Raw genomic sequence first — 13,061 nt, 5'->3', positions numbered from 1 at the left:
CCAAGGCGCGTGGATGGGGGCGAGGAACCGGCGGCCTTTGCGGCGCCTGGGGCGTGCTGGGGGCTGGGCAGCTTCCCGTCCAGACGAGCTGGCGCGGGCCCGCGGCGGCTCCATGCCTTGGGCCGGGCTCGTGAGCCAGTGCCAGCAGGCCAGGAAGATCGCCATCAACACAGGTGTTCTCGCTTTGATCCGCCTGCAAGCCCCAGGGGCTTGCAGGCTGGTATTCCGTATCGGTGCTTTCGAAGATTCGCCGAGCCCGGTGCCCGGCGGGCCGCCGCAAGCTGGGGCTTGCAACTCTCCCGCACGGGACGCCAGTGGCATCGACCTGCCAGCGTACCGTTCGCCCGGCTGATTCCCGTGGACTAAACTGCCCGGAAAATCAACCACTTACGGCGTTACGCTAGTGAAACGAATTATAGGGGGCAGCGGCGGGCCGGCAACGGCGCAAGCCCAAAGCGTCCAGGTGGACGAGGAATCCAGCGGGCAGCGGCTGGACAACTTCCTCATCCGCCAGCTCAAGGGCGTGCCCAAGACCCATGTCTACCGCATCATCCGCTCGGGCGAGGTGCGGGTGAACAAGGGCCGGGCGGCCGCCGACACGCGCGTGGCCGCCGGCGACACCATCCGGCTGCCGCCGGTGCGGCTGCCCGAGCGGGTGGCCAGCGCGGACCAGCGGCCGGCGCCGGCACGCGAGTTCCCGGTGCTGTTCGAGGACGAGCACCTGCTGGCCATCGCCAAGCCCGCCGGCGTGGCGGTGCACGGCGGCAGCGGCGTGAGCTTCGGCGTCATCGAGCAGCTGCGCCAGGCCCGGCCCGGCGCCAAGTTCCTGGAGCTGGTGCACCGGCTGGACCGCGAGACCTCGGGCATTCTGCTGGTGGCCAAGCGCCGCTCCGCGCTGACCCGGCTGCAGGACCAGTTCCGCGAGCGCGAGACCGGCAAGACCTACCTGGCCCTGGTCGGCGGCGCGTGGCCCGCCAGCCGCAAGGTGATCGACGTGCCGCTGCACAAGTACCTGCAGGCCGGGGCCGCAGGCACCTCCGGTGCCAGCGAGCGGCGCGTCAGGGTGGTGGCCAAGGACGACCCCGACGGCATGCGCGCCATCACCCTGGTGAAGGTGGCACAGCGGTTGTCGCTCCCACCCCCGCCGGGGGAGGGCGGGGGTGGGGGCCTGCGCGAGGCCACCCTGCTCGAGGTCACCATCAAGACCGGCCGCACCCACCAGATCCGCGTCCACCTGGCGTCGCAGGGCCATCCCATTGCCGGCGACGACAAGTACGGCGACTTCGAGCTCAACAAGGCGCTGCACAGGCAGGGCCTGAAGCGCATGTTCCTGCACGCCTGCCGGCTACAGTTCCTGCATCCGGCCAGCCTGGCTCGCGTCGAGCTGCTGGCGCCGCTGCCACCCGATCTCCAATCCTTCACCGACTCCCTGCACCATGCGCCCGCGCCGGTTTGACCTCATCGCCTTCGACTGGGATGGCACGCTGTACGACTCGGCCCAGATCATCGTGCGCTGCATCCAGCGCGCGGTGGCCGACGTGGGCGGCCAGGTGCCCAGCGACAAGGCTGCGGCCTACGTGATCGGCCTGGGGCTGATGCAGGCGCTGGCCCATGCCGCGCCGGACGTGCCGCCGGCCAAATACGCCGAGCTGGGCGCGCGCTACCGCTTCCATTACCAGCAGCACCAGGACGACCTCAGCCTGTTCGAGGGCGTGATGCCGCTGCTGCGCGAGCTCAAGGCCCGGCACCACTGGCTGGCGGTGGCCACCGGCAAGTCGCGCCGGGGGCTGGACGAGACGCTGCGCAGCACCCTGCTGCAGGGCGTGTTCGACGGCTCGCGCACGGCCGACGAGACGGCGGGCAAGCCGCACCCGCGCATGCTGCACGAGCTGATGCGCGAGTTCGGCACCGAGCCCGGGCGCACGCTGATGGTCGGCGACACCACGCACGACCTGCAGATGGCGCTCAATGCCGGCTGCGCCAGCGTGGGCGTGAGCTACGGTGCGCACGAACCCGACAGCTTCGCCGCCCTGCGGCCCCTGCACGTGGCCCATTCGGTGCGCGAGCTGCACGACTGGCTGCTGGAAAACGCCTGAGGCGCCGGACGTGGACGGCGCCGTCGACCTGTGCAACTCCGCCGACCTGGCCGACGGCGGCCTGGCGGTGTCGTTCGACGTGGTCTACGGCGGGCAGACCTGCCGCGCCTTTGCCGTCCGCTGGCAGGGCCGGGTCCACGCCTACCTCAACCGCTGCAGCCATGTGGCGATGGAGATGGACTGGCAACCCAACCGCTTTTTCGACGACAGCGGCCGCTGGCTGCTGTGCGCCACCCATGGCGCGGCCTACCGGCCCGACACCGGCGCCTGCGCCGGCGGGCCGTGCCGCGGCGGCCTGGTGAAGATCACCCTGAGCGAGCAGGACGGGGTGGTGCGCTGGCATACTGACTGGAACCTGCAACCCGTCGCCTTCTGATCCCCCACATGACCGATCCCTTCCCGCCGGAACGCCCCGAATTCGAGGACAACTCGCCTGCAGCGCGCGCCAGCGCCGGGCCGGGTGCTTCCAAAAAGGAAGCAGACGGTCCGGGCTGGGAGCGTTCCACGCTGGAGCGGCTGATGTTCGCCACGCTGGCCGAGCAGCGCGCGACGCGTCGCTGGCGCACCTTCACCCGGCTGGCCTGGCTGACGTTCTTCGCGTTCCTGGTGTGGACGCTGCTGTACCGCGGCGGCCCCAGCAGCGCCGACAAGTCGCTGCCGCACACCGCCGTGATCGAGATCAAGGGCGAGATCGCCGACGGCGCCGACGCCAGCGCCGAGTTCGTGGTGGCGGCCATGCGCGCCGCCTTCGAGGACGTGGGCGCCCAGGCCGTGGTGCTGCTGATCAACTCGCCCGGGGGCAGCCCGGTGCAGGCCGGCATCATCAACGACGAGGTGGTGCGCCTGCGCGCCAAGCACAAGAAGCCGGTCTACGCGGTGGTCGAGGAGTCCTGCGCCTCGGCGGCCTACTACATCGCCGCGGGGGCCGACCGCATCTTCGTGGACAAGGCCAGCATCGTCGGCAGCATCGGCGTGCTGATGGACGGCTTCGGCTTCACCGGCCTGCTGGACAAGCTGGGCGTGGAGCGCCGGCTGCTGACCGCGGGCGAGAACAAGGGCTTCCTGGACCCCTTCAGCCCGCAGACCGAGCAGCAGCGCACCTACGCCCAGACCATGCTGAACCAGATCCACCGCCAGTTCATCGACGTGGTCAAGGCCGGCCGTGGCAAGCGGCTGAAGGAGACCCCCGAGCTGTTCAGCGGCCTGTTCTGGACCGGCCAGCAGGCGGTCGAACTGGGCCTGGCCGACCAGTTGGGCAACCTGGACTTCGTGGCGCGCGAGATCGTCAAGGCCGAGGAGCTGGTGGACTACACGCGCCGCGAGAACGTGGCCGAGAAGCTGGCCAAGCGCTTCGGCGCGGCCATGGGCGAGGGCGCGGTGCGCGCGCTCAAGAGCGTACCCAGCCTGCGCTGAGCGGGCTGCTCAGCGCCCGATCGCGAACACCGCGGGCGCGTTGCCGATGGCCGCGGGCTGGGAGCGCCAGCGCGACACCGGCAGGCTGCGCGTGCACGCCGTGGCCAGCGTGAGGCCGCTGCTGACCGCCAGCCGCGTCTCGGGCCGCAGCGCCTGCAGCAATGCCCCCAACAGCGCGGCGTTCCGGTACGGCGTTTCGATGAACAGCTGGGACTGTCCCGTGCGCAGGGCCAGCGCCTCCAGCTCCCGGATCCGCTGCGTCCGGGCCGCGGCCTCCTGCGGCAGGTAGCCGACGAAAGCGAAAGTCTGGCCGTTCAGGCCGCTGGCGGCCAGCGCCAGCAGCAGCGACGAGGGACCGACCAGGGGCACCACGTCCAGGCCCAGGTCGTGCGCGCCGCGCACTACCGACGCGCCCGGATCGGCCACGGCGGGCATGCCGGCCTCACTCATCAGCCCCAGGTCGTGGCCTTGCAGCGCGGGTTCCAGCAGGTGGCGCAGGTCGGGCGCGGTGCCGGCATCCCCCTTCTTGTGCAGCTCCCGCGGCAGCTCGACGATGTGCTGCTGCTGCACCGGCAGGGCCAGCGGCCGCAGCTCGCCGATGCGCTTGAGCACGGCGCGGGTGGTCTTGGCGTTTTCGCACACCCAGTGGCCCAGGCGCGCCGCGATGCCCAGCGCAGCGGCGGGCAACACGTCATCAAGGGGCGCGGGCGCCTCGCCGAAGTCCAGCGGCGCCGGTACCAGGTACAGCTTGCCGCGCTCCGCCATGCTCAGGCCAGCAGCGTGACGCCGGCGGCGCGCAGCATGCGGCAGGTGCGGATCAGCGGCAGGCCGACCAGGGCCGTGGGGTCGTCGCTGTCGATGGCCTCCAGCAGCGCGATCCCCAGGCCCTCGCTCTTGGCGCTGCCGGCGCAGTCGTAGGGCTGCTCGGCGCGCAGGTAGGCTTCGATCTCGGCATCGGACAGGTGGCGGAAACGCACCCGCACCGGCGCCAGGTCGAGCTGCTCGAAGCCCGTCGCACGGCACACCACGGCCACCGCGGTCTGGAACACCACGGTACGTCCCCGCATGCGGCGCAGCTGGTCGACCGCGCGCTGGTGCGTGCCGGGCTTGCCCAGCGGCTCGCCTTCGAGGTCCGCCACCTGGTCGGAGCCGATCACGGCGGCCTCCGGGTGGGCGCTGGCCACGGCGTGCGCCTTGGCCACGGCCAGGCGCCGCGCCAGCGCGGCGGGCAGTTCGCCGCCTCGCGGTGTCTCGTCCACTCGAGGCGCCGCGACGGTGAAGGGCAGGCGCAGCCGTGTCAGCAGTTCGCGGCGGTAGGGCGAGGTGGAGCCCAGCACGACGCTGCGGCCGGAGGTCGGTGCGGTGGCGCGGTCGGGAGCGGGCATGGGCCGATTCTCGGCGAATCTTCTTTTAAACTGGCCCGATGCCCAAGGAGTTCCTCGCCCGCCGCCTCGATGTCCAGGCCTTTGCCGAGGAGGGCGCCTCGCTGCACGGGCAACAGCCGCTGTCCGCCTTCGGCCGGCTGCTGGCCGAGACCGAGGGCCGCGGCGCCGATTCGCTCGTGGACTGGAGCGCGCAGGGCGAACTGCGCAATCCGCGCCACCTGCAGCCCCAGGTCTGGCTGCACCTGCGGGCGCGGGCGCAGCTGCAGCTCACCTGCCAGCGCTGCCTGCAGCCGGTGGAGACGCCGGTGGAGGTGGACGGGCGTTTCCGCTTCGTCGCCGACGAAGCCGCTGCCGCCGCCGAGGACGACCAGTCCGAGGAAGACGTGCTGGCCACCAGCCGGGCCTTCGACCTGGCCGAGCTGCTGGAGGACGAACTGCTGATGGCGCTGCCGGTCGCGCCGCGCCACGAGGTCTGCCCCGAGCCGCTGCCGATGTCGGCCGCCGACCCGGGCGCTGGCGAGGCGGCCCCCGTCCGCGAGAACCCCTTCGCCATGCTGCAGAAGCTGCGGCAGGGCAAGGCCGAGTGACGCCAGCCGGCCCTGGGCTATAATCATGGGCTTTCCAGCCGCCTGCCTTGCCGCCTTTTGCGGCCGTGCGGCGCCTGCCCACCCACCCCATGACCCTGCGCCCGTGGCGCAGCGCCTTGAATCCAGGAGCCCGCCATGGCCGTCCAGCAGAACAAGAAGTCGCCCTCCAAGCGGGGCATGCATCGCTCGCACAACGCCCTGTCCGTGCCGGGCATCGCGGTCGAGCCCACTACGGGCGAGACGCATCTGCGGCACCACATCAGCCCCAACGGTTTCTACCGGGGCCGCAAGGTGCTCAAGACCAAGAACGACGCCTGATCCGCCCTCCCCACATCGTCGTTTTCGACCAACAAGGCCCGGTGCCGCTTGCGTGGCACGGGCCTTTGTCTTGGTGGGCACCGCCGGCATCGCTCTACAGTTGAGCCCATGAGTATTACCCTGGCCGTCGATTGCATGGGGGGCGACCACGGCCCCCGAGTCACCCTGCCGGCTTGCCGGCACTTCCTGGAGCAGCATCCGCAGGCCCAGCTGCTGCTGGTGGGGTTGCCGCAGTCCCTGCAGGACTTCAGCCACCCCCGCGCCCGGGTCGTCGCCGCCTCGGAAGTGGTGGCCATGGACGACGCGGTGGAGATCGCGCTGCGCAAGAAGAAGGATTCGTCCATGCGGGTGGCGCTGCAGCAGGTCAAGGACGGCCAGGCCCAGGCCGCCGTGTCGGCCGGCAACACCGGGGCGCTGATGGCGCTGGCGCGCTACCTGCTCAAGACCGTGGAAGGCATCGACCGGCCGGCCATCGCCTACCCGCTGCCCAATGCCAAGGGCGGCGCCACCACGGTGCTGGACCTGGGCGCCAACGTGGACTGCACCGAGCAGCACCTGCTGCAGTTCGCCGTGATGGGTTCGGCCCTGGTGTCCGCGCTGAAGAACGAGGAGCAGCCCTCGGTCGGCCTGCTGAACATCGGCGAGGAGATCATCAAGGGCAGCGAGGTCATCAAGAAGGCGGGCGAGCTGCTGCGCTCGGCCGCCGCTTCCGGCGACCTCAACTTCCACGGCAACGTGGAAGGCAACGACATCTTCAAGGGCACCACCGACATCGTGGTGTGCGACGGCTTCGTGGGCAACGTGGCCCTGAAGACCAGCGAGGGCCTGGCCTCCATGATCGGCGGCTTCCTCAAGGAGGAGTTCTCGCGCAGCCCGCTGACCAAGGTGGCGGCCCTGATGGCCTACCCGGTGCTGGCCGCGTTCAAGCGGCGCGTGGACTACCGGCGCTACAACGGCGCGGCGCTGCTGGGCCTGCGCGGCCTGGTGTTCAAGAGCCATGGCTCGGCCGACGAATTCGCCTTCGGCCAGGCGCTCAACCGCGCGTATGATGCGGCCCGCAACCAACTGCTGGAGCGGGTGCAGGCCCGCATCGCCCATGCCCGTCCCCTGCTGGCGGGCGGCGACGCCGACGCGCAGCCGGCCGAGGCAGTGGCCACCTGAATTCCATGAGACCTTACTCCCGCATCACCGGCACCGGCAGCTACCTGCCGCCGCGGCGCGTCACCAACGCCGACCTGGCCGCCGAGCTGGCCCAGCGGGGCGTCGAGACCTCGGACCAGTGGATCATCGAGCGCACTGGCATCCGCGCCCGCCACTTCGCCGCCGCCGACGTGACCAGCAGCGACCTGGGCGCGCATGCCGCGCGCCACGCGCTGGAGGCCGCCGGCGTCGCCGCCTCGCAGATCGACCTGATCATCGTGGCGACCTCCACGCCCGATATGGTGTTCCCCTCGGCGGCCTGCATCCTGCAGAACAAGCTGGGCATCGCCGGCTGCGCCGCGTTCGACGTGCAGGCCGTGTGCAGCGGCTTTGTCTATGCGCTCACGGTGGCCGATGCCATGATCAAGGCCGGCGCGGCCAGCAAGGCGCTGGTGGTGGGCGCCGAGGTGTTCTCGCGCATCCTGGACTTCAACGACCGCACCACCTGCGTGCTGTTCGGCGACGGCGCCGGCGCCGTGGTGCTGGAGGCGTCCGACACCCCCGGCATCCTGGCCACGGATCTGCATGCCGACGGCCGGCACGTGGGCATCCTGTGCGTGCCGGGCACGGTGTCGGGCGGTCAGGTGCTGGGCGATCCCCTGCTCAAGATGGACGGCCAGGCGGTGTTCAAGCTGGCCGTCGGCGTGCTGGAGGAGGCGGCCCGCGCCACGCTGGCCAAGGCCGGCAGGCAGGAGGCCGACATCGACTGGCTGATCCCGCACCAGGCCAACATCCGCATCATGCAGGGCACGGCCAAGAAGCTGAAGCTGCCGCTGGACAAGCTGGTGGTCACGGTGGACCAGCATGGCAACACCTCCGCGGCTTCCATCCCGCTGGCGCTGGACGCCGCGGTGCGTGGCGGGCAGGTCAAGAAGGGCGACACGCTGATGCTCGAAGGCGTGGGCGGCGGCTTCACCTGGGGCGCGGTGCTGCTGGATTTCTAGCCGCGCGCCTTCTCCACCGGGGCCGCGGCCCGATCACATCAACCGGCGATCCACACCAGAATGAAACCGTTCGCTTTCGTCTTCCCGGGCCAGGGCTCCCAGGCCGTGGGCATGCTCGACGCCTGGGGCGCCCACCCGGCCGTGGCCGAGGCGGTGAAGGAGGCCTCCGACGCGCTGCAGCAGGACATCGGCCGGCTCATCCACGAAGGCCCCAAGGAGGAACTGGCGCTGACCACCAACACCCAGCCGGTGATGCTGGTGGCCGGCGTGGCGGCATACCGTGCCTGGCGCGCCGAGGGCGGCGCCGAGCCGGCCGCCCTGGCCGGCCATTCGCTGGGCGAGTACTCGGCCCTGGTGGCGGCCGGCGCGTTGACGCTGGCGCAGGCGGCACCGCTGGTGCGCTTTCGCGCCCAGGCCATGCAGGAGGCCGTGCCGGTGGGCGCCGGCGCCATGGCGGCCATCCTGGGGCTGGAGGCGCGGCAGGTGATCGAAGGCTGCGCCGAGGCGCTGCAGTCCTTCGGTGCGGGCACGGCCGAGGTGGTGGAGGCGGTGAACTTCAACGACCCGGCGCAGACCGTGATCGCCGGCAGCAAGGCCGGCGTGGACAAGGCCTGCGAGGTGCTCAAGGCCAAGGGCGCCAAGCGCGCGCTGCCGCTGCCGGTGTCGGCGCCGTTCCACTCCAGCCTGATGAAGCCGGCCGCCGACCGGCTGCGCGAGCGGCTGGCGGCCACGCCCATCGCGGCGCCCCGTATTCCGGTGGTGAACAACATCGACGTGGCGGTTCACACCGATGCCGATCGCATCCGCGAGGCGCTGTACCGCCAGGCCTTCGGCCCGGTGCGCTGGGTGGAGTGCGTGCGCGCCATCCAGGGCCGCGGGATCTCCACCCTCGTGGAATGCGGACCGGGCAAGGTGCTGGCCGGCCTGTGCAAGCGCATCGACGCCAACCTGGCGGCCGCCGCCGTGTACGACCCGGCCACGCTGGCCGAGGTGAAAGGGATGATGCAATGAGCGATACCCAAGGCCAGGTGGCCCTGGTCACCGGCGCCTCGCGCGGCATCGGCGCGGCGATCGCGGCCGAACTCGCGGCGCGCGGCCTCAAGGTCGTCGGCACCGCCACCACCGACGACGGCGCGGCGAAGATCGGCGCCGCCCTGGCCGCCCATGCCGGCTGCCGCGGCGCGAAGCTGGACGTGAACGATGCCGCCGCCGCCGAGGCGCTGGTGGAGTCCGTCGCCAAGGAGCATGGCGGCCTGCAGGTGCTGGTCAACAACGCCGGCATCACGCGCGACATGCTGGCCATGCGGCTGAAGGACGAGGACTGGGACGCGGTGCTGGACACCAATCTCAAGGCGGTGTTCCGCATGAGCCGCGCCGTGATGCGCACCATGATGAAGCAACGCTACGGCCGCATCGTCAACATCACCTCGGTGGTGGGCGCCTCGGGCAACCCGGGCCAGGCCAACTACGCCGCCGCCAAGGCCGGCGTGGCGGGCATGACGCGCGCGCTCGCGCGCGAACTGGGCAGCCGGGGCATCACGGTCAACTGCGTCGCCCCCGGCTTCATCGCCACCGACATGACGGCCAGCCTGCCGGAAGAGCAGCACAAGGCGCTGCTCGGGCAAATCCCCCTGGGCGCGCTCGGCCGGCCCCAGGACGTGGCCCACGCCGTGGCCTACCTGGCCTCGCCGCAGGCCGGCTACGTCACCGGCCAGGAGCTGCACGTCAACGGCGGCATGTACATGGCCTAGCTCTCCCGAACGGGCCGGAGGTTCCGGCCTGTAACCCAGCGGCGGAGCGCCGGCGCGCGCCCGCTAAAATTCCTGATTCATTCACAAACCCCTAGAGGGAACCCATGAGCGATATCGAAGCACGTGTCAAGAAGATCATCGCCGAGCAACTCGGCGTCGAAGAGTCCCAGGTGACCAACGAGAAGGCCTTCGTGGCCGATCTGGGCGCCGACTCGCTGGACACGGTCGAGCTGGTGATGGCGCTGGAAGACGAATTCGGCATCGAGATCCCGGACGAGGACGCCGAGAAGATCACCACCGTGCAGAACGCGATCGACTACGCCAACGCGCACCAGAAGGCTTAAGAGGATGACCCGACGCCGCGTTGTCGTAACCGGCCTGGGCTGCGTCAGCCCCGTGGGCAACACGGTGGGCGAGTCCTGGGCCAAGCTGCTGGCTGGCCAGTCCGGCATCGACTTCATCACCCAGTTCGACGCCAGCAACTTCGCCTGCAAGTTCGCCGGCGAGGTCAAAGGCCTCAACGTCGGCGACTATGTGCCCGAGAAGGAAGCCCGGCACATGGACCGCTTCATCCACCTGGGCCTGGCCGCCGCCGCCCAGGCGGTCGCCGACAGCGGCCTGCCCACCGGCGACGCGCTGGGCGATGAGCTGGCCACGCGCATCGGCGTGAACATCGGTTCGGGCATCGGCGGCCTGCCGGGCATCGAGACCCAGCACCAGGAGCTGACCGCGCGCGGGCCGCGCCGCATCTCCCCGTTCTTCGTGCCCTCGTCGATCATCAACATGATCTCGGGCCACGTGTCCATCAAGTACGGCTTCAAGGGGCCCAACGTCGCCATCGTGACGGCCTGCACCACCGGCCTGCACTCCATCGGCCTGGCCGCCCGCATGATCGAGTCCGGGGACGCCGACGTGATGGTCGCCGGCGGCGCCGAGTCCACCGTCTCGCCGCTGGGCATCGGCGGCTTCGCCGCCTCGCGCGCACTGTCCACCCGCAACGACGATCCCAAGACCGCTTCGCGCCCCTGGGACAAGGACCGCGACGGCTTCGTGCTGGGCGAGGGCGGCGGCGTGCTGGTGCTGGAGGAGTACGAGCATGCCAAGGCACGCGGCGCCACCATCTATTGCGAGCTCGCCGGCTTCGGCATGAGCGCCGACGCGCACCACATGACGGCGCCCGACGTGGACGGCCCGCGCCGCGCCATGGTGAACGCGCTGCGCAACGCGGGCATGAACGCCGACCAGGTGGACTACGTCAACGCCCATGGCACCTCCACGCCGCTGGGCGACGTGAACGAGACCAATGCCATCAAGCTGGCGCTGGGCGACCATGCGAAGAAGACGGTGGTCAGCTCGACCAAGTCCATGACCGGCCATCTGCTGGGTGGCGCCGGCGGCATCGAGTCGGTGTTCACGGTACTGGCGCTGCAGCAGCAGAAGGTGCCTCCGACCATCAACATCTTCAACCAGGATCCCGAATGCGACCTGGACTACTGCGCCAACCAGGCGCGCGACGCGAAGATCCAGGTGGCGATGAAGAACAACTTCGGCTTCGGTGGCACCAACGGCACGCTGGTCTTCAAGCGCCTGTGACGACGACCAGCCGCACCGGCCCGTAACGCTTCCCCGGCACGAGCCCATGCACAACGCCCCATCGGTGAGCTACCCGGTGGGGCGTTCCGTTTGGGGCGGCGCCGTGCTGCTGCTGGTCTGGACCTGCGCGGCGGTGGCCCAGGTGGCCTGGCTGGCGGTGGTGCCGGGATGGCGCCCGGCGCTGGGCCTGGCCCTGGTGGCCGGCCTGGGCGGATGGGCACTGACCGCCTGGCGGGCCGGTCCCCGGGGCGAGCTCAGCTGGGATGGCGGCGGCTGGACCTGGCAGGAGGAGGGCGCCGCGGTGCCGGTGCAGGCCCGGCTCGAAGTGGGCCTGGACCTGCAGTGGGCGCTGCTGCTGCGGATGAGCGCCCTGGGCGAGGGGCCGCACCGGCTTCCAAGCTGGCTTTGGCTGGAGCGGGGCATGCGCGCGGCGCACTGGGACGCGCTGCGCCGTGCGGTATATTCCCGCGCCAGACCCGATGCGCCCCCGGCTTCGGCGTCCTCCGCGGCGAAACCATGACCAAGAACGCGCCCGCTCCCGCCCCAACGCCCCAGGATACCGACCAGATGCTGGTGGAGCGCACGGTGGCGGGCGACCAGAAGGCCTACGAGCTGCTGGTGATCAAGTACCAGCGCCGCATCGAGCGGCTGATCGGCCGCATGGTGCGCGATGTCGACCTGGTGGAGGACATCGCCCAGGAAACCTTCATCCGCGCCTACCGGGCGCTGGCCCAGTTCCGCGGCGAGGCGCAGTTCTACACCTGGTTGTACCGGATTGCCGTCAACACCGCCAAGAAAGCCCTGGTCGACCTCAAGCGCGACCCGCTGGTTTCCGAGAGCGCCCTGCGCGGGAACGACGAGGAGGATGAAACTTCCTCCGTGGAGAACGAACTAACCAGCCCCGAAACGCCGGAGACGGTGCTGGCCGCCAAGGAAATCGCCGCCACGGTCAACTCGGCCATGGAAGCCCTGCCCGACGAACTGCGCCAGGCGGTGACGCTGCGCGAGATCGAGGGCCTGAGCTACGAAGAGATCGCGGAAGTGATGAATTGCCCGATCGGTACCGTGCGTTCGCGGATTTTCCGGGCGCGCGAGGCGATTTCGGCCAAGGTCAAGCCCTTGCTGGAGAACCAGTCGGGCAAGCGCTGGTAGGCGACGAGAGGTGATGCGAATGAACCAGATGGACACCAAGGAAATGATCTCGGCGCTGGCCGACGGCCAGTTGCGCGGCGAGGATTTCGCCCGGGGCGTGGAGACGGTGGCCACCGATCCTGTGGCGCGCCAGGCCTGGCAGACCTATCACCTCATCGGTGACGTGCTGCGCTCCAGCGACCTGGCCGCGGGCAGCGGCTCGCCGGCCTTCGTGGCCCGGCTGTCGCAACGGCTTGCCCAGGAGCCGGCGTTGGCCACCCTGGCCACCGCAGCCATTCCCTCCGGCATGGAGCGGTTGGATGCCAGGCCGGCGGCCAACGACGGCGTCTTCCGCTGGAAAGTGGTGGCGGGCCTGGCTTCGGTGGCCGCGGTGGCCGCCCTGGGCTGGTCGGTGGTGGCCGCACCCGGGGGTTCGGGCGCGCAGCCCCAGCTGGCGGCCGCGCCGCAGCAAGCGGGCGGCATGGTGCTGGCGGGTGCCGAGCGAGGGGCGGTGATGATCCGCGACCCGCAGCTGGACGAGCTGCTGGCGGCGCACCGCCAGTTCGGCGGCGCCACCGCGCTGCAGACACCAGCGGGTTTCCTGCTCAATGCCACCTTCGAAGGGCCCGCGCGGTAAGCGGTT

General features: G+C 70.7%; 17 protein-coding genes. 15 read left to right on the top strand and 2 right to left on the bottom strand.

Going from position 1 to position 13,061, the window contains the following annotated elements:
• Positions 1-403 precede the first annotated feature (403 nt).
• The 4 genes from RTA_RS14655 to RTA_RS14640 are packed head-to-tail and all read left to right on the top strand — an operon-like array spanning position 404 to position 3,509.
• Entirely contained in the window at positions 404-1,456 is a 1,053-nt protein-coding gene (locus RTA_RS14655) for an RluA family pseudouridine synthase (RefSeq protein WP_049871298.1), read from the top strand.
• The gene (locus RTA_RS14650; RefSeq protein ID WP_013902196.1) at positions 1,437-2,096 is read left to right on the top strand and encodes an HAD family hydrolase; all 660 of its coding nucleotides are present in this window, start codon (positions 1,437-1,439) and stop codon (positions 2,094-2,096) included. Before RTA_RS14655 ends, RTA_RS14650 begins: the two co-directional genes overlap by 20 nt.
• Before the next feature lie 10 nt (positions 2,097-2,106).
• A complete protein-coding gene (locus RTA_RS14645; protein WP_013902195.1) occupies positions 2,107-2,472 on the top strand; it encodes a Rieske (2Fe-2S) protein in 366 nt (121 codons plus the stop codon).
• 8 nt (positions 2,473-2,480) lie between these two features.
• Entirely contained in the window at positions 2,481-3,509 is a 1,029-nt protein-coding gene (locus RTA_RS14640) for a S49 family peptidase (RefSeq protein WP_041675621.1), read from the top strand.
• 9 nt (positions 3,510-3,518) lie between these two features.
• Here the strand turns inward: RTA_RS14640 and RTA_RS14635 are convergent, their stop codons facing one another.
• Together RTA_RS14635 and RTA_RS14630 are read right to left on the bottom strand one after the other, a co-directional pair.
• Positions 3,519-4,274: an SAM-dependent methyltransferase gene (locus tag RTA_RS14635; protein ID WP_013902193.1), complete on the bottom strand. Its 756-nt coding sequence runs from the start codon at positions 4,272-4,274 to the stop codon at positions 3,519-3,521.
• 2 nt (positions 4,275-4,276) lie between these two features.
• Positions 4,277-4,894: a Maf family nucleotide pyrophosphatase gene (locus RTA_RS14630; protein WP_013902192.1), complete on the bottom strand. Its 618-nt coding sequence runs from the start codon at positions 4,892-4,894 to the stop codon at positions 4,277-4,279.
• A gap of 38 nt (positions 4,895-4,932) precedes the next feature.
• Here RTA_RS14630 and RTA_RS14625 point away from each other — a divergent pair, with 38 nt between their 5' ends.
• The 11 genes from RTA_RS14625 (at position 4,933) to RTA_RS14575 (ending at position 13,055) form a co-directional block, all read left to right on the top strand.
• Positions 4,933-5,481: a YceD family protein gene (locus RTA_RS14625; protein ID WP_013902191.1), complete on the top strand. Its 549-nt coding sequence runs from the start codon at positions 4,933-4,935 to the stop codon at positions 5,479-5,481.
• 135 nt (positions 5,482-5,616) lie between these two features.
• Positions 5,617-5,799: a 50S ribosomal protein L32 gene (rpmF, locus tag RTA_RS14620; RefSeq protein ID WP_013902190.1), complete on the top strand. Its 183-nt coding sequence runs from the start codon at positions 5,617-5,619 to the stop codon at positions 5,797-5,799.
• A gap of 108 nt (positions 5,800-5,907) precedes the next feature.
• Positions 5,908-6,960, top strand: a complete 1,053-nt coding sequence (plsX, locus tag RTA_RS14615; RefSeq protein ID WP_081466284.1) for a phosphate acyltransferase PlsX — start codon at positions 5,908-5,910, stop codon at positions 6,958-6,960.
• Positions 6,961-6,965: 5 nt separating this feature from the next.
• On the top strand, positions 6,966-7,943 hold the full coding sequence (locus RTA_RS14610; RefSeq protein ID WP_013902188.1) for a beta-ketoacyl-ACP synthase III: 978 nt from the start codon (positions 6,966-6,968) through the stop codon (positions 7,941-7,943).
• A 60-nt stretch (positions 7,944-8,003) separates the two neighbouring features.
• Positions 8,004-8,954, top strand: coding sequence for an ACP S-malonyltransferase (gene fabD / locus RTA_RS14605; RefSeq protein WP_041675620.1), 951 nt, complete (start codon positions 8,004-8,006; stop codon positions 8,952-8,954).
• Entirely contained in the window at positions 8,951-9,694 is a 744-nt protein-coding gene (gene fabG / locus RTA_RS14600) for a 3-oxoacyl-ACP reductase FabG (protein WP_013902186.1), read from the top strand. The genes fabD and fabG overlap by 4 nt, the downstream gene beginning before the upstream one ends.
• Positions 9,695-9,798: 104 nt before the next feature.
• Positions 9,799-10,038 (top strand): acyl carrier protein, encoded by a 240-nt coding sequence (gene acpP / locus RTA_RS14595; protein ID WP_013902185.1) that lies wholly within the window; start codon positions 9,799-9,801, stop codon positions 10,036-10,038.
• A gap of 4 nt (positions 10,039-10,042) precedes the next feature.
• On the top strand, positions 10,043-11,287 hold the full coding sequence (gene fabF, locus RTA_RS14590; protein ID WP_013902184.1) for a beta-ketoacyl-ACP synthase II: 1,245 nt from the start codon (positions 10,043-10,045) through the stop codon (positions 11,285-11,287).
• Positions 11,288-11,333: 46 nt separating this feature from the next.
• The gene (locus RTA_RS20790; RefSeq protein WP_041675619.1) at positions 11,334-11,807 is read left to right on the top strand and encodes a hypothetical protein; all 474 of its coding nucleotides are present in this window, start codon (positions 11,334-11,336) and stop codon (positions 11,805-11,807) included.
• On the top strand, positions 11,804-12,439 hold the full coding sequence (gene rpoE, locus RTA_RS14580) for an RNA polymerase sigma factor RpoE (protein WP_041675618.1): 636 nt from the start codon (positions 11,804-11,806) through the stop codon (positions 12,437-12,439). Before RTA_RS20790 ends, rpoE begins: the two co-directional genes overlap by 4 nt.
• Before the next feature lie 19 nt (positions 12,440-12,458).
• Positions 12,459-13,055, top strand: coding sequence for a sigma-E factor negative regulatory protein (locus RTA_RS14575; protein ID WP_013902181.1), 597 nt, complete (start codon positions 12,459-12,461; stop codon positions 13,053-13,055).
• Positions 13,056-13,061: the final 6 nt, after the last annotated feature.

The sequence above is a fragment of the Ramlibacter tataouinensis TTB310 genome (assembly GCF_000215705.1).
In the GTDB taxonomy this organism is placed as follows: Bacteria; Pseudomonadota; Gammaproteobacteria; order Burkholderiales; family Burkholderiaceae_C; genus Ramlibacter; species Ramlibacter tataouinensis.
The sequence above is the reverse complement of the archived record's forward strand: the minus strand, read 5'-3'. Positions and strand labels throughout refer to the sequence as shown.

Coding starts and splice junctions, on each gene's coding strand:
- RTA_RS14650 (WP_013902196.1), top strand. CDS start 1,437: ATGCGCCCGCGCCGGTTTGACCTCATCGCCTTCGACTGGGATGGCACG.
- RTA_RS14640 (WP_041675621.1), top strand. CDS start 2,481: ATGACCGATCCCTTCCCGCCGGAACGCCCCGAATTCGAGGACAACTCG.
- RTA_RS14635 (WP_013902193.1), bottom strand. CDS start 4,274: ATGGCGGAGCGCGGCAAGCTGTACCTGGTACCGGCGCCGCTGGACTTC.
- RTA_RS14630 (WP_013902192.1), bottom strand. CDS start 4,894: ATGCCCGCTCCCGACCGCGCCACCGCACCGACCTCCGGCCGCAGCGTC.
- RTA_RS14625 (WP_013902191.1), top strand. CDS start 4,933: ATGCCCAAGGAGTTCCTCGCCCGCCGCCTCGATGTCCAGGCCTTTGCC.
- rpmF (WP_013902190.1), top strand. CDS start 5,617: ATGGCCGTCCAGCAGAACAAGAAGTCGCCCTCCAAGCGGGGCATGCAT.
- plsX (WP_081466284.1), top strand. CDS start 5,908: ATGAGTATTACCCTGGCCGTCGATTGCATGGGGGGCGACCACGGCCCC.
- RTA_RS14610 (WP_013902188.1), top strand. CDS start 6,966: ATGAGACCTTACTCCCGCATCACCGGCACCGGCAGCTACCTGCCGCCG.
- fabD (WP_041675620.1), top strand. CDS start 8,004: ATGAAACCGTTCGCTTTCGTCTTCCCGGGCCAGGGCTCCCAGGCCGTG.
- fabG (WP_013902186.1), top strand. CDS start 8,951: ATGAGCGATACCCAAGGCCAGGTGGCCCTGGTCACCGGCGCCTCGCGC.
- acpP (WP_013902185.1), top strand. CDS start 9,799: ATGAGCGATATCGAAGCACGTGTCAAGAAGATCATCGCCGAGCAACTC.
- fabF (WP_013902184.1), top strand. CDS start 10,043: ATGACCCGACGCCGCGTTGTCGTAACCGGCCTGGGCTGCGTCAGCCCC.
- RTA_RS20790 (WP_041675619.1), top strand. CDS start 11,334: ATGCACAACGCCCCATCGGTGAGCTACCCGGTGGGGCGTTCCGTTTGG.
- rpoE (WP_041675618.1), top strand. CDS start 11,804: ATGACCAAGAACGCGCCCGCTCCCGCCCCAACGCCCCAGGATACCGAC.
- RTA_RS14575 (WP_013902181.1), top strand. CDS start 12,459: ATGAACCAGATGGACACCAAGGAAATGATCTCGGCGCTGGCCGACGGC.